The sequence below is a fragment of the Fusibacter sp. QWL-12 genome (assembly GCF_058683495.1).
This window is the reverse complement of sequence record NZ_CM178745.1, coordinates 2411655-2430349: the sequence shown is the minus strand read 5'-3', so window position 1 is coordinate 2430349 and position 18695 is coordinate 2411655. Positions and strand designations below refer to the sequence as shown.

Here is an 18695-nt window from a genome sequence, read left to right as displayed (position 1 = left end):
GGTTTCCTCCATTATTCAGTTCTTTGACTTAATTCAACTAATACTCTGTGTGAGCTTTTTGGATGTACGAAAGCTATTTTAGCACCACCAGCACCGTATCTAGGTTTTTCGTCAATCATCTTCATGCCTTTAGATTGCATGTATTCAATCGCTTCTTCTATATTTTCTACTTTAAATGCGATATGTTGTATGCCTTCGCCGTTTTTCTCAATGAACTTAGCGATTGGGCCATCATCTGTTGTTGATTCTAAAAGTTCTACTTCAGTATCCCCTACAGGCAAAAATGCAACTTTAACTTTTTGTTCTTCTACAGTTTCTGTTCCTGCAAGTTCAAGTCCAAGTACCTCTTGATAGAACGCTAAAGTTTCTTCTAAATTTTTTACAGCTATACCGATATGATCCACTTTTAAAGCTTTCATATTTTCCTCCACTTGTTTATTGAAGCACGCAAAAGGTCACATGCAGTGTCATCTGCCTTTGGTGCGTTCTAACTATTTCATTTATTATTGCTTTTAGTTTACTTCTTTTGTTTCTGTTTTTCTGTCTTACCTTCTTATCAATTAGTCGGTCGATCTTTAACCGCTACTTAGAAGGAGGATTCTTATAAATTAACGTTTGCTTTGATGAAGTCGATTGTCACTTGTGTTGGTGTGCCTGGTGTGAAGATTTCTTTAATGCCATTCTCTTTTAAAAATGGGATATCGTCTTGTGGAATTACGCCGCCACCGATGACTAAGATATCATCTGCACCTTCTGCTTTTAACTGCTCTACTACTTTTGGTAATAAAGTGTTGTGTGCGCCTGATAAGATACTCATCGCTACACAATCTACGTCTTCTTGGATCGCTGCACTTACGATTTGCTCTGGTGTTTGTCTTAAACCTGTGTAGATAACTTCCATCCCTGCATCTCTGAGTGCTCTTGCGATAACTTTCGCGCCTCTATCATGACCGTCTAATCCCGGCTTTGCTACTAATACTCTAATTGGTCTTTCCATGTCCGTTCCTCCTCATTCTCTCGGCTCTTATAAATTCACTGATTGTTGGTATTCGCCAAACTCTTCTCTCATGACGCCACAGATCTCGCCAAGTGTTGCATATGCTCTTACTGCATTTAAGATGTATGGCATTACGTTGTCTGTACCATTACATGCTGCTCTTAATGCACTGAGTGTTGCTTCTACTTGTCCGTTGTCACGTTTGCTTCTAAGTTCAACCAGCTTATTCTTTTGCATTTGGCCTACTGATGGGTCAACACGTAATAAACCTTTTGGTGCTTCTTCTTCGATTTGGTATTTGTTCATACCTACGACGATGATTTCACCTGACTCTACTTTCTTTTGATAATCATATGATGCATCCATGATTTCTTGTTGGATATAGCCCATATCAATCGCTTTTGTTGCGCCACCGATTTCATCGATTTTTTGGATATATGCCATTGCTGCATCTTCGATTTCTTTTGTTTTTGCTTCAATGTAGTACGAACCTGCTAATGGATCGACAACTTCTGCAACACCGCTCTCATTTGCGACGATTTGTTGTGTTCTAAGCGCTACTCTTACTGAATCTTCTGTTGGTAATGCAAGCGCCTCATCTTTTGAGTTAGTGTGTAAGCTTTGCGTTCCGCCAAGTACAGCTGCAAGCGTTTGGATTGCTACCCTTACGATGTTGTTTTCTGGTTGTTGCGCCGTTAATGTCGAGCCACCAGTTTGTGTGTGGAATTTAAGTTGCATTGATTTTGGGTTAGTTGCACCAAATCTGTCTTTCATGATGCGTGCCCATAATCTTCTTGCTGCTCTATATTTTGATACTTCTTCTAATAAATCGTTGTGTGCGTTGAAGAAGAACGATAATCTCGGTGCAAAGTCATCTACGTTTAAGCCTGCTTTTACTGCTGCTTCTACGTATGCGATACCATCTGCTAGTGTAAAGCCCACTTCTTGTGCTGCAGTTGAGCCCGCTTCTCTAATGTGGTAACCTGAGATTGAGATCGTATTCCAAAGTGGTACGTCTTTTGAACAGAATTCAAAGATATCTGTGATCAAACGCATAGATGGCTCTGTTGGGAAAATGTACGTTCCTCTTGCGATGTACTCTTTTAAGATATCGTTTTGGATCGTTCCTCTTAATTTTTCTGATGACACACCTTGTTTTTCTGCTACTGCGATGTACATTGCAAGTAAAACAGATGCTGGTGCGTTGATTGTCATAGATGTACTTACTTTATCGAGTGGAATACCGTCAAATAGGATTTCCATATCTGCTAATGAGTCGATGGCAACGCCTACTTTTCCTACTTCACCTTCTGAAAGTGGATGATCTGAGTCATATCCGATTTGGGTTGGTAAGTCGAATGCTACTGATAATCCGCTTGATCCTTGCTCAACTAAGAACTTGTAACGCTTGTTTGACTCTTCTGCTGTTGCAAAGCCTGCGTACATTCTCATCGTCCAGAATTGTCCTCTGTACATCGTTGGTTGTACACCACGTGTAAATGGATATTGTCCTGGCAAGCCGATATCGTTCATATAATCGATATCTGCGATATCTACTGGTGTGTAGTATCTGTTAACTGGTGCGCCTGAGCCTGTTGTGAATTCTTTTTTACGCTCTGGTCTTTTTACTAAACTCTCTTCCACTTTAGCAGTTTGCTTATCAACTGCTTCTTTGATCACCATTACTTGTTTTTGATCAAACATTGTAACCCTCCTTGTTATTGGCCGCATAATTTTGTTTTCTCTATTTCATTGAACCTGTTTTTAAGAATTTTGAATGCCATGAAAGCGCTTCATCGATTAAATGACTTTCATGTTTTGTAGGCAATGCTTCAGCCCTTTCAAGATAATCTAAAAGTCTAGCTTTATAATCTGGGTGTGCACAATTTTCAATGATTGCTCTTGCACGTTCACGTGGTGATAATCCTCTTAAATCTGCAAGTCCTTGCTCTGTAACCACAACTTGAACATCGTGTTCTGTATGATCGACGTGAGACACCATAGGTACGATAGAAGAGATATCGCCGTTTTTAGCAGTTGAAACGGTTGTAAAGATTGAAATATAAGCATTTCTTGTGAAGTCACCAGAACCGCCAATACCGTTCATCATTCTAGATCCCATAATATTAGTAGAGTTAACATGTCCATAAATGTCGATTTCAATTGCTGTATTCATCGATAAAACGCCAAGTCTTCTTGCCACTTCAGGGTTGTTACTGATTTCCATCGGTCTTAATACACAATGTTTAGTATAGTGGTCAATGTTATCGTAAAGTCTTACTTGTCCCTGCTCCGATGGTGTGAATGATGTTCCAGAAGCAACGGTTACTTTGCCTGCATCTATAAGGTCAAACATACAATCTTGAATTACTTCTGTATAGCAAGTTAAGTTTGTAAAGTTTGATTCTACTAAACCAGCCATAACTGCATTTGCTACAGAACCTACACCCGATTGTAATGGTAGTAAATTCTCAGGTAACCTACCTGCTGCTACTTCAGCTTCAAAGAATTTGATAATATGGTTAGAGATTTTTTTAGAATCCTCATCGATTTCACCAAGAGGTCTAACTTTATCTGTAATGTCTGTTTCAACGATTGCTACGATTTTATCTAAATCACATGGAATAAAAGTTGTTCCAACACGGTCGCCACTTGCTGTGATTGGAATCGGTTTTCTAAAAGGTGGTTTTTCTGTCATGTAGATATCATGTACACCCTCTAATGCCAATGGTTGCGAGTAGTTGATTTCAACGATTACTTTTTTTGCATTGTTAATCGCTTGTGGTGATACGCCTACCGATGTTGAAGGTACGATGCCGCCATCAGGATTGATTGCGATTGCTTCAATAATTGCGACGTCAACATCACCGAAAAAGCCATAATCTACGAACTGTGGTACGTGGCTTAAATGCATATCTGCGTATTTTACCGCACCTGCATTAATCGCATTTCTCATACGACTATCTGTTTGATATGGAAATCTTCTTTTGATGACACCAGCTTCAGTTAATATTCCATCTAACTCTGGTCCAACAGATGCACCAGTGATTAGTGTTATTTCAACTTTTTCTCCATTTTTTGCACGATCTGCAAGTGCTAATGGAACTGCTTTTGGATAACCAGATGGTGTAAATCCACTTGTAGCAACCACATCTCCATCATTGATAAACTTCGCAGCTGCCTCAGCAGTCATTACTTTTTGTTCTAATGCACTGCTTCTTAAACGCTTTTCTCTCTCACCCGTATTCATAAAACCCTCCTATTCGAAGATACTTATTATTGTGATGCTCTCGGAATCATTTTTTAAGATAACAAAAAAAGCCAAATAACCATCATCAAGATTGGCTAATTGGCTTTTGAATTACTAAGTCGTTGGAAATAAAGGCTGTTTATTTCCGTTAGTAAAATCGCTAGATACCCTCTAACTTATATTCAGTTTGATCTAAAATCATTAAAGTACTATATCAACTATGCTCTTGAAAGTGAATTGATTAATCTTCGATGATTTCATCTGCACCATCAAGAATTTGACGGTACTTTTCATTACATGTTTTTATCGCTGATAGAATGGCTTTTCTTGCACTACCGTAATAGTGGTGTTTGAAGCCTTTTTCTATTTTATCTAAATCATTGAGCTTTGACCCAACGAGAAGATTCTTAACGACACTTTTTGCAAGTGCAGTAGCCAGTGTACAATCTGCATCAACAATCTCAGATGTTTTTATATCAATCACGACGCCTACTGCTATAACTGCATAAAGTTCTTTTGCTGTGATGCCTTGTGGCAATTTTGCATATCCTGTAAGGAATATATGATTTGATTCCATAGAGCCTCCTAAATACTATAACCGACGAAACTTAACGTCGTTAAAGGTGTAAGCAGCTATGGCTGATTTTCTCAACCATAGTAACTATACACCTTTTAGTATTTTAATTCAATCCGTTTATTTGATTACATCGGTAAAGAATGTAGTACGATTGTAAAGATAACCATACCTAACAACGCAAACGGATAAGTTGCACCGTAGCCCGCTGCAGGATCGTCTGATCCAGCTGCTTCAACTGCTGCACCTAGACCTGGTGTAGAAGTCATACCGCCACAGATTGCTCCAGAAAGCATAACCCAGTTGATTTTGAAAATGTATTTACCGATAATATAGCCAACCATCATAGCCACAACGCCTACAACTAAAGATACAACACCTAAATAAGCGCCAGGACCTGCTAAAGCATCTACTACTGCAAATCCATATCTTAAGCCGACGATAGCTAAGAAGAAAACAAGTGAAATTTCTCTGATAACGCCAAGAATTTTTCCATTCATTCTAAAATTGATAAATCCGATTTTTCCGATGTAGCCTAGAATAAGTGAACCGATTAAAGCACCACCTGTTGCGCCTAAGCTAAATGTTCCTAAGTGAATAAAATCCAGATTGATCTTGATAAGACCAATTGTATAACCGAAGAAACATGCGAATACAAATGCAATCATATCAAATGAAACTTCAGGAATTTCTTTTCCTGTTCTACCAGCTTTCGCTTCTGACATTTCTCTTGCAAAAGCTTCTTTTTCCTTTTCCACATTAATTCTAAATATTTTAGGGAAAAAGTTCATTGCAATAATTACAATCAATACGCCAAATGGATAACCGATTGCATGACCAACACCAATTCCAGCCTCAGCATTTTTTATGAATTGCGTTTTTTGCTCATCAGTTAACGATGTAACTGTTGATGGATCTAGTGTTTTATCTAATATTCTAATGAAATCAATTCTTTCTTCTTCTGACATTGAGTCAAATTTAGCAACTTTTGCAGTCGCATCTTTTTTTGCAGTTTCAATTGCAGCCGCAAGTCCTGGTGAACTCGTTAATGCACCTGTATAAACACCTGAAACTTCATAAGGATTTGAATCATTTGAAATTACAGCCATACCATAGGTTGTAGCAGCACCAACTAAAGTGATAACAAAGCCAAGAACAATAAATTTAACACCGTACTTCTTGAGAACGATATTAATGTCTTTTGCAGCTAATAATCCAACTGCAACGACGAATAAGACCAAAAATAAAGTAAAGAAACTACTACTAACTACGCCATTTTTAATCAAAGTTGATGCTGCTTTATAAGCTTTGTCATCTTCTCCGAATTTTTTAGCATAGTCCATCATGAACCATCCTAACGGTAATCCAGTAAATAATGCTCCAGATGTTCCAAAACTAAACTTACCAAACTTGATTTTACCAAATAATAGTCCAGTAACAACGGCAACAAACATCAAGATAAATGGATCCATTAGCCAACTACTAAAATCAAAACTCATAACTACCCCCTATTTTTATTTGTCAACTTCCTTTAAATTTGCCCCTAAGCCAAAGCCGCAGACAATAAAAAAGGCATAGCAAATAAATGCTATGCCGCACTCCCAATATGACTGAGTGATGGGGAATCACCCTATATTGTTCAGGCAAGTTTGTTAACGCAATCACAGGATACCATTTTTTTTTCTCTTTGTAAATTATTTTTAATATGTTTTTAGTGTTTTTTTGTTTTAAAAATAGAACATCCCACAGATAAAGTTTTTAAAGCTTTTTTACCTGTGGGATGTTTATCGTTTTGATTAATCTTTTCTATTTACTTGCTATTCTATGTCCATATTGCTAAACTTTGTAATTAATCTACCAAAAACGAAACCATACGAAACAACAAAACCTATGGCAAAAATAACACTAAATATAGCAATCATAAAGGTTCCACCCACATCTGGCAATAGTCTGAAAAGTGCAAACCCGATGATTCCAAATCCCATTCTAGGTAATAATGACAGCATAACGTTTAGGTTGTTCTTAACCGCTGCTGTTGGATTGGACCAGTTGAGATATGGTCGTGTAATGTTGATGATTAGGTCTAAAGTACTAAAGCAAAGTGTTGCAATTACGACACATATTATTGTTAAAATAATATCAGAAAATGTCACTGGAAGCAGTATACCAGCAACAATGCCAAGTATCAAGCTAGATGATAGACTGAGAATAATAGTCGTTAATATCCGAGTCTGTAAGTTTTCTTTAGCACTAATTGGCCAAACACGCGTTTCCCAGAAAGTCTTTCCTTCTCTCGTTATTGCAGTCGTCGATAAGCTCCCCATTAAAATTGGTGCACCGACTATCCCGGTATAGATATAGATCATAAAAGGTGCCAACATCGGATCTTTAAAGGTATCCATATCCATGATGCCCATAAAAGTATAGATGACAAATAACAAGATCGGTACAAACATGTTCATAACTGTATTCAGTAAGAACGTAGGGTTGTGGAAAATAATCCCGATATGTCTTTTTATGAGTAGTATGCGTTTTGATGACGTCTTATAATTGTAGTCTTTAAGATTACCCTTTTTAGTTGCTGACGCTTGTTGATTGTATTTACTCATGGCACCTTTATAAAGTGACGTTGCTGCGAATTTCAACACAATGACAAAGCCTAAGTTTAGACCGATATAGTATAGTCCCTCTAACCATGATTTCATCACCATTTTTGTCATCCAAACACTTGGAGGGAATTTACTGCCTACGATAGACATCACCCCATCCTTTGATGATAACAGTCTTTGCATATTTTCTGGATCAAGCTGTAATCTTGTTACCAATACCTGTAATCCCAAAATAATGACAATAAAGATAAGATTCCCTATAAGAATCATCATGTTTCTGTTTTTTCGTCCACCGATCATCGTCATAAATGGAATGATGATGAGCGTTGCAAATATCATAGGTAGGATTGGCGTTAAAATTAACGCAATTATACCGAGTAAAAGTTCTATAGGTTTAAATCCACCTGCGATCCCGTAAAAGCCTACACCCGTACCAAAAAGCAGAGCAGAGATGCCAAATAAATAGACATAAACGGTCGCTAATTTTGAAAATACGATGGTATCTTCCTTTATAGGAAGCGTTGCCAGTAAGCTCAAGTCCTTTGAATAAAAGAATAGCGATATGATTAACGGGATTCCAGTAATAAATACGATTATGCTTACAGCCACATGAATATAAGTTAAAGTCAATTCTGGCATCCCAATTGCTGAGAAACTGTCATAAAATGATTTTACAATCTGAAACACTGGGATGTATAAGAATATGGGTAAAAGAATCAAAAGTCGTGAAAGCGCTTTGTTCATGTTAAGCTGTTGCGAGTACTTACTCATGAAGTCTTTCACTTGAAGCTTTGTTAGTGAAAGGAGTTTATTCATCTTTCGTCATCTCCAAGAATATGTCTTCCAGAGAAACACTTCTATCATGCTTGATTTCTTCTGGTGTGCCCAGTGCAATCAATTTACCCTTGTGGATAATCGCAACACGATCGCAGAGGTTTTCAACAACTTCGAGTACGTGAGATGAAAATAATACGGTTCCACCATTGTCACAATGCTCTTTCATTAAATCCTTGAGTACTTTTGCAGAATGTGGGTCTAGGCCTACGTGTGGTTCATCTAGAATAAAAACGTTAGGATTTGGTAAAAGTGCACCACAAATCATCAGCTTTTGACGCATACCATGTGAGTATGAATTGACGGTTTGTGAAAGTGCATCGTCTATTTGAAAAATGGATGTATATTTTTCGATTCTTTGGCGACGTTCTTCTTTACTGACGTCATACATATCTGCGATAAAGTTTAAATATTCTATGCCTTTTATGGCATCATAGATCTCAGGATGATCTGGTACAAAAGTAAACTGATGTTTTGCACCAACCGCATCCTTTAGGATACTATGATCGTTGATTAACACATCACCTTCCGTAGGTGCGATGATTCCAGTAATCATCTTTAGTGTCGTGGTTTTTCCAGCGCCATTTGGTCCAATAAATCCAAATATTTCACCTTTTCTAATGTCTAAATCCAAAGCATCAACTGCTTTTTTACCATTTGAATATACCTTGGTAACGTGATTGACTTGCAACATATGATCACCCCTTAAATTTTCTAAGGTCAGTTTACCTATAAAGTATTAAGAAACTCTTAAAAAATAGTGGGATAACCATAAAATACACTAGGCTTCTGTTTTTGCTGAAAGCGTTATAAAGCTGAGTAAAATCATGAAGCCTGAAGCTATGAAATAATACTTAATATAGGGAGAACCCGTTCCAGCAATATCTAGGACGCCCTTTAAGAACTGACCGATAACCAATGTTGCAATTCCAGAATTATATAGATGAATAAAGCGATTGACGCCTTTTTTTGTAAATCGTTTGTGCAGGGTTAATCCCATCAGTCTGTATCCAGCTACCCCTAATATCAAAACCGATACAACCATAGTCGACATAGCCAATGAACTGACACCATGAGAAAAGATACTGTAGACACGGTCGATGACAAATACCAAAATGGCCACAATCAAATACCCGATCACTTGTCTTTTCGTTTTAATTTCAAAATAGGTCATAATAGCCTCCTGTTAATAACCAAAGTAAACGATGTCACTTACTTTTCGTTCACCATCATTTCTACCATCTGTTGGATGATTGATGACTTCACCATTGAAATAGAGTGTTGACGATCCACCGCCATCTAAATTATAAGCGGTTTCGCAGCCAAGATTTAAGCAAATTTGAGCTAATGCATCTAATGTGACCCCTGTGCTCTGAGAAGTTCTACCATCTACCACTACGAATACATAGTGCCCATCGCCGATCTGACCAATAGCAGTTCGCGGATTGTTTTTCTCGCTGTTATTTGTAACTCTATCTACGACCTCTCCGTCAATGACTAACGCCGGACCAAAAGATAGGATATCTACAGCGCCATTTTCAACTGCTTCTTCAGCATCGTAAGTACCTTCATAAGCGATGCTAAGATTGCCATCTTTATCAATAATTAAATCCTCTGTCGAGCTACTGAGTACAGAACTTCTAAGCAACACACCGTTTCTTACCACATAGCCCGAATCTCTAAAGCCATAATAATCACCATTTATCGCTAAGATTGCGTCATGTGCTGATGCAATACTCGAAGTCGATGCAGTAACATTTTTACCATAGGTGTCGTTTGCAAGTGCAGTTCTAAGCAGTTCTGGTAGATCCGTTTGTATATCTGCGACATAATACACGACGCCATTCTCATCATAGGTGGTAATTTCTATCGTTAGATGGTCATCTTGATATGAATTCGTGTCAATTACCGCCGAAGCTACTGCTTCAGTGTAGGTTTCTGTCGTAATCGCTTCATTAGAACTTGTGTCATTTGATATCGTGTCATTTGTAGTATTTTGCTGTTGTGTGTCACCACCGCCTGTGTTAGTAGTAAAACTCACCGTTTGGGTAGTAACGCCGGCGGTTTTAGTGCTTGCATCCAGTTTAACCACGGCGTGTTCCACCACAAATGTATCTAAAAGTACAAAAGTACTACTCAATAGTAATATAAGGGTTGTTCCAATCGTCCAAATATGACGTTTTAACCAATTATGCATCATTTACCTCCAACTCCATTAAAAATGAATCTTCTTTGAATCCAATAACTCATAATAAATAGAAAACTATCCACTAGAACTTTAGCAATTACCGGCGTTCCCGATAACATACTTATGAGCTGTACCAAGCTAGCGCTAACCATCATCTGTGTAAAGAAAAGCAATGTATATTTTCTTAGTTCTTGTAGCTTCTTTCCTTTAGATTCGAAAACAAGACTTTGATTGACCTTAAAATTAAACCCGCCCGATATCAGTCTTGCGAGCACAGTTGCAACTAGAGGAAGTATGCCAACTAAATGTGTCAAGATTGCGAAAAGACCAATATCCACAACAGCTGATGTAATTGCAGACAAGCTATATCTAAGGATTACACCGTAGATTTTTATCGAATCAGAAAATGGGTTAAAGTGACTACCACTGTTTTCATCAAAATACAGAGTTTCTATCTGAACTTCCTTAAAAGGATAATTTAACTTGGATGCTTTGAGTAAAACATTCATCTCATATTCGTAACGCTCACCTTCAACTTCGAGAAGAGTTTGAATCATATCTGGTTGAAAACCTCTAAGTCCAGTCTGTGTATCGGTACATTCTGAGCCAGTCGACCATTTAAATACCTTAGAAGTTATTTTATTGCCCCATTTGCTTTTGAATGGCACTTGTTCAAAATCGAAATTTCTTACGCCTAAAATGAGCGCTTCTTTATTTCGAATGAGCTGTTGCGCGATTCTAAAAATATCTTTAGGTGCATGTTGACCATCGGCATCTACGGTGATACATGGCCTTCTAAAGTTTTTAATTTTTTCAAATGCCGTTTTAAGTGCTGCACCTTTCCCAAGGTTAATCCCATGATGTAAAAGAATCACCTCTTCTCTAAGTGATAAAGACTCAAAAATAGGTAACGTTTCAACTTCACTACCGTCATTTACGATGATAATTTCATTGAAGTTGAACTGGATTAAGTCATCAACTAATTCTATTAATCTATGGTTAGGGTTATATGCGGGTATGATTATAAAAGGATTCATTCTTTACCTCCTCATCTTTTATAGTCAAATCGTAGCACTGCAACCTTAATCTATCCTTAAAGGAAAAATAATCCCTAAAAATCATTTTAAATACAGCTCAATCCATCTTAGACGCAAAAATAAGCCCTGTTTCTCTTCTGAATTGATAGAGAAAACAGGACTTAAGTGAGGTAAGATTATAATGACTTAGTTAAGTCTAATTGCACCTTTGCAACTGTCACAAACGTAGTATGCGGTCACTGCAGTGCCCTCGATATTAACGTACACATTGATTTCACCGAGTGTGTCAGGGTCAACCCCTTCTGCTTCACAACCTGATTTTATTTTTTCTATAATTTCAGATTCATTTAAATTGGCTAAATCAACACCGCTCATTTGTAGAGTTACTTTTCCTAATTTCATAAACACGCTCCATTCTAACCTAAACTGAATTTGTTAATTAATTACCCATTCCAATATTTGTTAATCAAGATTGTTAATGTTTTATTTTAGTTGACAATGCAACTAATTTTCGCTAATATAAGTTGACAATGCAACTAATTTTTAGAAAGGACAATTATGAACGAGACAAAAGTTTGTCCAGAAATCGACGTGAAGCCAGATGGTAGGCTAACGGATTTCTCACAAATAGGCAAATTAATCTCTATACTATCGAGAGCAGGTCAGTCATTCTTCGCACAAAAAGCGAGTGATTTTGATATAGGTGGTGGGCAGTTATCGCTCATCTTTTATCTTTACAAGCATGATCTTTCCAGTCAAGATGAACTTACAAAGGCACTTGAGGTGGATAAAGCAACCATTACCCGTTCTGTAAACAAGCTTGAGAAATGTGGTCATGTAGAAAGGATTAGAGATGCACAGGATCATCGCATCAATAGAATTAGACTTACTGAAGCTGGAAGAAACGTACACGATAACCTAAAAGGCATCGCCCGTGAATGGCATGATGTCTTACTCGAAGGTTTTACGACCGATGAAGCGCAACAGTTAGAAATCCTCTTTGGAAAACTATTGCAAAACGCAAGACAATATAAATCCGCTCAAAGCAAACTTTAGACACTATTACAAAACACAGATTAGAAATTAAGGTGAAATTATGTCCAACAACGAATTACTTAGAACTGAAAAAATCGGTAAATTATTATTTAAATTTTCTTTACCTGCAATCGTGGGTATGCTCGTCAATGCACTTTATAACGTCGTCGACCGTATGTACATCGGGTGGCTAGGACCACTGGCTATGACTGGCATCGGATTATCTTTACCACTTATGACGCTACTCATGGGACTTTCCATGCTCGTCGGTATCGGTTCAGGTGCAAGAATTTCCATCCGCCTTGGTCAAAACAGAAAAGACGATGCAGAACATATTTTAGGCAATGCATTTGTACTTTTAATCCTCATCATGCTCTCAGCTTCAGTATTAGGATTGATTTTCAAAACACCGTTGCTCTACCTTTTTGGTGCCAGTGATGCAACCATAGGCTATGCAGATCAATACCTAACCGTTATCCTTATGGGAGCTGTCTTCCAAGGCCTTGGTTTTGGTTTGACTGGCGTTATGCGTTCTGAAGGTAGCCCTAAACAAGCGATGTTAACCACACTTGCAGGGGCTATAACAAATATTATCCTCGACCCAATCTTTATCTTTGCTCTTGGTATGGGGATCAGAGGCGCGGCAGTAGCAACGATCATCTCACAGTTTGTAACAATGACGTTAGTGCTCAGACACTTCGGCCTTGGTAAAGGGCATCTTCGAATCCACCGAAAGAACTTTAAACTGAATACTGGGATTATCGCAAGCATCCTTTCAATTGGGATGTCGCCGTTCTTTATGCAAGTCGCAGCAAGTATCGTAACCGTCGTTTCAAATAATGCACTAAAATCTACTGGTGGCGACATCGCTATCGGTGCAATGACCGTAATCAATGCCATCGCCATCTTTTTCTTAATGCCGATCTTCGGTCTTAATCAGGGGACTCAGCCCATCGTTGGATACAACTACGGTGCGAAGCAGTATGATCGCGTTAAGAAAACGCTTAAGCTTGCCATATTAGCAGGCACCTGTGTTTCGACGACTGGCTTTTTACTCACTCAGTTCTTTACGGAACAACTGATTCACATTTTTAACAGTGATCCAGAGCTCGTCAGCGTTGCTACAAAGGGTATGAAAATATTCCTATCGATGCTACCTGTTATTGGGTTTCAAATTATCAGCGCCAACTACTTCCAAGCAGTTGGAAAAGCACCAAAGGCTATTTTCCTTAGCCTACTCAGACAGGTTATCGTACTCATCCCTCTATTGATCATTTTACCAAAATTCTTTGGCTTATCAGGCGTTTGGTATGCTGGTCCATCTGCTGACTTTACAGCTTCAGTGGTTACGGCGATCTTCTTATTCCATGAAATGCGCCATTTGGATGAAGTACAAGCTTAGCTTTTCATTTGTATTGAAAACTTAGCTAATATTTGATCTCTTCGAACATTGAATCCACCGTTTTGCCACATGTAAGGTTGTGGTAAAGTTGTTTCAGAAAAAAAGTTCTATTGCACAGTCTTGTGAGGGTTAAAGTCACAGACTGAGTAATAGAACTTTTATTTTTGCTATCTATCACGCTTGTATATCTTTTGAGTAAAACTAGTTAATTTTCATCCACATGCCATGAAGCTGTGCCCCTTCTCCGATGTAATAAGGACTTTCAAAGGTTCCGATATAATCCTTACCAAACATATCGTATAGATTTGAACGCATGTTAAACTCTGGTAGTTTGCCAATAATCTCAGTGCCCTCAAGAAGGAAGCTGACCTGTACAGGTGTTGCGTAGTCACCGTCAGTCGTAAAATCTCCGCCCGAACTAATGACCACGAGAATTGATTTTTGCCCTTCAAGGACTTGCGTAATGTCTTCTGTGTCGACGTCAAAACCAAGTGTAGGTGCAGTTAGAACGGGTAGCCCGTCATAGTCTCCAGTTGCACCGCCAGTATAAGGCAATGAATAAAGGTCAGACGTTCTCTTATCAGCAAAGACACTGACGAACTTACCTTTTTGAATTAAAGGTAGCTTGTCATTCTCATAAGTCATACCTTCTCTATCAAAGAAAGGTGCGAAATTTTGCACTGGATTTTTCCAGATCGATAAAGTCAACTTTTCATTAAATAAGGTTTCTCCCAACTTTCCTTTGAAAAGAGAGGAACCTGTCGCATAGATTTCGCCATTTAACGACCTTGAAAATATGCCATTGAAGCTATCTTCACCTATAAAGAAAACAGGTAGCTTATCCCCTTCTGGGAGATCCGCTTTTCCCAAATAGCCTTTCATAAATGCTTTTGATTGTTCAATAAACTTCGCTCGATCAAACGATCTGCCAAAGTAACTTAAGAAGCCATCAAACACATTGGGTCCACCAATTTCCTTTAAAATCAAAGCCAGCTCAAAATACGCATCCTCATACTTTAGATCAAGTCCCTCTGTATTTTGCATCCAAGCCGAATGCTCGATTACAGATAGGTGCTCAGAATAGTCAAACTCTGGATAGCTCTCTCTAAAGAAGGCCAAAATCGCTTCTGTTTCTTCAAGGAGGGTTTTCGCATCCATTGGCGATGCATTGTAGCTTCTATGATCCTTTTTATCCCCTGTCAAAGCATAAGGATAGGCGATATCTGTCATCAAATTCTCAGTTGCATCTTTTTCAAGCTGCGCCATTGGTACATCCCCGATTGCTCCGGAGATACCTATTTTCCCATCCTTATAAACGCGATAGCCCTTTTTGACGATGTCTTTAGAACGTACCGCTTCAACCTTAGCCGTTTTAACTTTAACGGTTGTTTCTTTTTCCTTAATTACAAGCCATTCTTTTTTCATATGCTCCCCCTATTGAACCGTAAGCTTCTTAACACGTGTATATGGACCACCAAAACCAACCGGTAATGGCCATTGCTCCATTTTTCCGCAGCCGCCTCCAACGAAGCTTAGGAGCTCAAATTCTTCACTTAAAGCATCCACTTCGCCCAACGTTTCAAACACATTTCCAGTCACAACCGAAATTTTTACTGGTGTTGTAATCTTGCCATTTTCTATCATATATGCACGAGACGGTGCAATCGTAAAGGTCGACATACCTGAGCCATGCTTGATGTCCTCAATATAGATCCCCTTTTCAATCTCTGCAACAATCTCTTTAAGAGGGCGATTGCCCTTTTCTATATAAGTCGTCGTCATTCTGACGATCGGTTCAAATTCAAAGTTCATTGCTCTAGCATTACCTGTAAGTCCCTCTTCAAGATGTGTACCAGTCACTGTGCTTTGCAGACGCCCCGTTAGTTTACCATCGGTAACGATATACGTTTTCTCAGCTTCATTGCCCTCGTCGTCATATGGCGTATAGCCATTGCCTAAAACATGACCATCATCTATAATCGTCAATCCAGGACTTCCTACCTGCTTGCCAATTGCCCATTCCTTTTTCATGTTTGGATCACCTAACATAAAGTCAGACTCACTTTTATGGCCAAAGCTTTCATGTGTGAAAACACCTGTGGTCAATGGACTCATTAGTACCACATAATCCCCAGGTACTACAGGTACCGCTTCTTTTACAAACGCGATGCTTTTATCGACTTCCTCCTGCAATTCACTACGGATGGCTTTTAAATCCTCAAAGTAGATACCAGCCTTTGATGCGCGGCTTGAATCTTTTTTATCACCACTAACCAGCTCCATATTCAGCCTGATGCCACAAGTTTGTCTGTCGTAGATGACATGTGTTCCCTTTGACGAAATGATTTCTTTTGTGATTCTATTGTCTACATAGAATGAAGAATGATGTACAATCTCTTCACGTTCTAATAAATCTAAGTAACCTCTAAGTAATTCTTGTTTTGCCATAACATCGATTTTAGAGAGATCACCCTCTTCAAACTTAAGGCAAGTGTCTACATTGACTTCGAATTTCTTAACGATAGGATGATCTAGTATCGAAGCATTTGGCGTCGCCAATGAAGCCAGTTCATCGATTTTCTCCTGTAGAGCTTCAAGTTCAGTGGTTGCGCTATAATACCAGCGATTACCATCAAACACGCGAATAAAAGCACCTTTATTCGTTCTTACTTTCTGTTCTTGCAATTTTTCTTTTTTAAACGTAATTTTCGTATCAAATAAGGTTTCAATTCTCAAATCAGTGTAGAGCCCTTTTGGAAAATGATACATAGACGCCTCCTTATGTTAGATTCTTATCGAACTTAAACCTATTATACACGAATTAAATTAAAATTGTGTTAGAATTCTATCAGATATATAAATTTTTTTTTCGTTATCAATTTGATACAAACAAACAACATAGAAGCATTGTCTGACAATTTTTATAGGATCTGATTTCAAAAAAATAAAATGAGGCCTTTTATGTCCTCAATATTATTACATATTTATTTACTCTAAATTCCTACATCACTTATCAAGCCGAATTTGACAAATTATCCTCTATTTTAACAACAACCCGCCAAATACGGCGCGTAATACTAATTACAATCATTTTCTTTTAGCTTTAATTCAATCAATTGAATCGTTTTTTCTCTGATGCCAACTGAACGCGCTAACTTACGCCACTCCTGTATTACGATTTTTACTTCAGTAATAATCTGCTTACATTTATTGGGTTTAATATCCATGTTTTGACCACATGCTAAGAGATCCTCATAAGTAAGGTTCATTTTCTTCCCATTTATCGTCATTTGATGTGCCTGAAGCCACTTATTATTTGAATCGCAAGCAAAAGTTATATCATAAGCTGGCGAAAGCTGCCACTTACCATTTCTATCCATAAGAAATGAAATATTTTTCACATGATCATCCTGGTTAACTGCTAGTACGTTAAAGACCATTCTCCTATAAAATTGTTCGACATCATTATAAGACAACCCCATTCTTCTAGCGGTTAAGGCTGCAAGCTCATAGCTACATAATCCAGGCTCATTATAATCAATATGCATTATCGCACCGAGGGATTGCATATGCAGTTTTTTCCCCAAAACACGATCAAAGCGTTTGGTCATAAAATGGTTACGCCCCCCCTGACTTAGCAACTTGCATTCGCTCATAACAATGCCTGCCTCTAGAGCCATAAGGTAATAAGCATATTCTATCAATGTATACTCTGGAACATCTTCTAACTGATGATCTCCATTCTTTTTAACCCCGTCGAATTTAATCAACCAATATTCGTAGCCTTCTCCTAAGTCAATTTGACCAGACCGTATTTCATTCTTAACGCTATTATAGGCTACGACTGCTTTTGCTCTTGCGCCGCCTGCAGATGTTCCTAATTGAAGCAATTGTTTATAATCCGATTCAAAGTTAGAAGACAGAATGATATCTTTTCTCTCTTCTAGAACCGCTGAAGCAAAATCTGCCAGTTGATTTGCACTTATTATTTCATCTTTACTCATTAAATCAATAAGCGCAGGGGCATATTCCAATGCACCCATACCTCGCTTCCCAGTATAACAAAGTCGTTCGACGACATTAAATGATTCTGGTGTTCGACCAGACGAAGCAAGCCATTGATCAATAACCGCGTTTCCAAATTTATCAGGTAAAGAATCTGCCAATAATCCCGGGACGCCTCTAAATGCAGAGTTAGCTAACTCAGGGAATTCATAAACTCGATTTGACAAAGGCATCATAATAGGAGAAAGTTCAACACCCATTGAGATAAATTCCTTATCGTATTCAAAGGAGACATACTTTTTCTCTTCATCTAAATGAAAATAGCCAACAATAGTTCCCCATAGCGATACGGTTGCAGTATGTCTCATACCTTTTCATCTCCCCATTTAATTTGCTTTTTATTAATATTTGTCGATTTTATTCTTACACGTTGTCGTTGTTTCACTTTATTATTCAGGTAATTGGATGGTCGCCTTTTGGGATCCGGTACTAATAGATCAAGATTAGCATCTAAATTTAGAGCGATTAAAATTTTAATCAAATTACCGAACTGAATATCCTCACCATTCTCCAAACGTGATATGCTCCGAATCGATATCCCAGATTTCTCAGATAGTGCCTCTTGAGATAATGGAAAATCAATTCTGTAAGCTTTTAATCTCGCACCGATATCCATCAAAGCACTTTTTGAAGTTAAATATTTATTCACGGTTCCACCTCGATTGATTAAAGTATACTAACAGCTTTCACTTATATTATACAAC

At 38.1% G+C, this 18695-nt stretch carries 18 protein-coding genes; 2 read left to right on the top strand and 16 right to left on the bottom strand.

Annotated elements, in window-relative coordinates:
* Positions 1 to 11: 11 nt before the first annotated feature.
* The 12 genes from mce to AC4PID_RS11770 all read right to left on the bottom strand — a co-directional run bounded on the left by mce (position 12) and on the right by AC4PID_RS11770 (position 11891).
* Entirely contained in the window at positions 12 to 419 is a 408-nt protein-coding gene (mce, locus tag AC4PID_RS11825) for a methylmalonyl-CoA epimerase (protein ID WP_492132203.1), read from the bottom strand.
* A 182-nt stretch (positions 420 to 601) separates the two neighbouring features.
* Positions 602 to 997: a cobalamin B12-binding domain-containing protein gene (locus AC4PID_RS11820; protein WP_492132007.1), complete on the bottom strand. Its 396-nt coding sequence runs from the start codon at positions 995 to 997 to the stop codon at positions 602 to 604.
* A gap of 27 nt (positions 998 to 1024) precedes the next feature.
* Complete coding sequence (locus AC4PID_RS11815) at positions 1025 to 2701, bottom strand: acyl-CoA mutase large subunit family protein (protein WP_492132202.1); 1677 nt, start codon at positions 2699 to 2701, stop codon at positions 1025 to 1027.
* 40 nt (positions 2702 to 2741) lie between these two features.
* Positions 2742 to 4247, bottom strand: a complete 1506-nt coding sequence (scpC, locus tag AC4PID_RS11810; protein WP_492132201.1) for a succinyl-CoA:acetate CoA-transferase ScpC — start codon at positions 4245 to 4247, stop codon at positions 2742 to 2744.
* 241 nt (positions 4248 to 4488) lie between these two features.
* Positions 4489 to 4824, bottom strand: a complete 336-nt coding sequence (locus AC4PID_RS11805; protein ID WP_492132200.1) for a DUF3870 domain-containing protein — start codon at positions 4822 to 4824, stop codon at positions 4489 to 4491.
* Between the two features lie 125 nt (positions 4825 to 4949).
* On the bottom strand, positions 4950 to 6320 hold the full coding sequence (locus tag AC4PID_RS11800) for an aspartate-alanine antiporter-like transporter (protein ID WP_492132199.1): 1371 nt from the start codon (positions 6318 to 6320) through the stop codon (positions 4950 to 4952).
* A gap of 318 nt (positions 6321 to 6638) precedes the next feature.
* Positions 6639 to 8246: a putative ABC transporter permease subunit gene (locus tag AC4PID_RS11795; protein ID WP_492132198.1), complete on the bottom strand. Its 1608-nt coding sequence runs from the start codon at positions 8244 to 8246 to the stop codon at positions 6639 to 6641.
* The gene (locus tag AC4PID_RS11790; protein ID WP_492132197.1) at positions 8239 to 8958 is read right to left on the bottom strand and encodes an ABC transporter ATP-binding protein; all 720 of its coding nucleotides are present in this window, start codon (positions 8956 to 8958) and stop codon (positions 8239 to 8241) included. The genes AC4PID_RS11795 and AC4PID_RS11790 overlap by 8 nt, the downstream gene beginning before the upstream one ends.
* Before the next feature lie 87 nt (positions 8959 to 9045).
* Positions 9046 to 9438: a hypothetical protein gene (locus AC4PID_RS11785; RefSeq protein ID WP_492132196.1), complete on the bottom strand. Its 393-nt coding sequence runs from the start codon at positions 9436 to 9438 to the stop codon at positions 9046 to 9048.
* Positions 9439 to 9450: 12 nt separating this feature from the next.
* Positions 9451 to 10461 (bottom strand): phosphodiester glycosidase family protein, encoded by a 1011-nt coding sequence (locus AC4PID_RS11780; protein WP_492132195.1) that lies wholly within the window; start codon positions 10459 to 10461, stop codon positions 9451 to 9453.
* On the bottom strand, positions 10461 to 11489 hold the full coding sequence (locus AC4PID_RS11775) for a glycosyltransferase (protein ID WP_492132194.1): 1029 nt from the start codon (positions 11487 to 11489) through the stop codon (positions 10461 to 10463). Before AC4PID_RS11775 ends, AC4PID_RS11780 begins: the two co-directional genes overlap by 1 nt.
* A 186-nt stretch (positions 11490 to 11675) precedes the next feature.
* Positions 11676 to 11891: a hypothetical protein gene (locus tag AC4PID_RS11770; RefSeq protein WP_492132193.1), complete on the bottom strand. Its 216-nt coding sequence runs from the start codon at positions 11889 to 11891 to the stop codon at positions 11676 to 11678.
* 156 nt (positions 11892 to 12047) lie between these two features.
* Here AC4PID_RS11770 and AC4PID_RS11765 point away from each other — a divergent pair, with 156 nt between their 5' ends.
* Positions 12048 to 12545, top strand: coding sequence for a MarR family winged helix-turn-helix transcriptional regulator (locus tag AC4PID_RS11765; RefSeq protein ID WP_492132192.1), 498 nt, complete (start codon positions 12048 to 12050; stop codon positions 12543 to 12545).
* 40 nt (positions 12546 to 12585) lie between these two features.
* Positions 12586 to 13926, top strand: a complete 1341-nt coding sequence (locus AC4PID_RS11760; RefSeq protein ID WP_492132191.1) for an MATE family efflux transporter — start codon at positions 12586 to 12588, stop codon at positions 13924 to 13926.
* Positions 13927 to 14127: 201 nt separating this feature from the next.
* Here AC4PID_RS11760 and AC4PID_RS11755 read toward each other — a convergent pair whose 3' ends face one another.
* The 4 genes from AC4PID_RS11755 to AC4PID_RS11740 form a co-directional block, all read right to left on the bottom strand.
* The gene (locus tag AC4PID_RS11755) at positions 14128 to 15351 is read right to left on the bottom strand and encodes a metallopeptidase TldD-related protein (protein WP_492132190.1); all 1224 of its coding nucleotides are present in this window, start codon (positions 15349 to 15351) and stop codon (positions 14128 to 14130) included.
* 9 nt (positions 15352 to 15360) lie between these two features.
* Positions 15361 to 16695 (bottom strand): TldD/PmbA family protein, encoded by a 1335-nt coding sequence (locus AC4PID_RS11750; RefSeq protein WP_492132189.1) that lies wholly within the window; start codon positions 16693 to 16695, stop codon positions 15361 to 15363.
* Between the two features lie 308 nt (positions 16696 to 17003).
* Positions 17004 to 18299 carry a type II toxin-antitoxin system HipA family toxin gene (locus tag AC4PID_RS11745; protein WP_492132188.1) on the bottom strand — a complete coding sequence of 432 codons (1296 nt, stop codon included), beginning with the start codon at positions 18297 to 18299 and terminating at the stop codon, positions 17004 to 17006.
* Positions 18296 to 18640, bottom strand: coding sequence for a helix-turn-helix domain-containing protein (locus AC4PID_RS11740; RefSeq protein ID WP_492132187.1), 345 nt, complete (start codon positions 18638 to 18640; stop codon positions 18296 to 18298). Before AC4PID_RS11740 ends, AC4PID_RS11745 begins: the two co-directional genes overlap by 4 nt.
* Positions 18641 to 18695 lie beyond the last annotated feature (55 nt).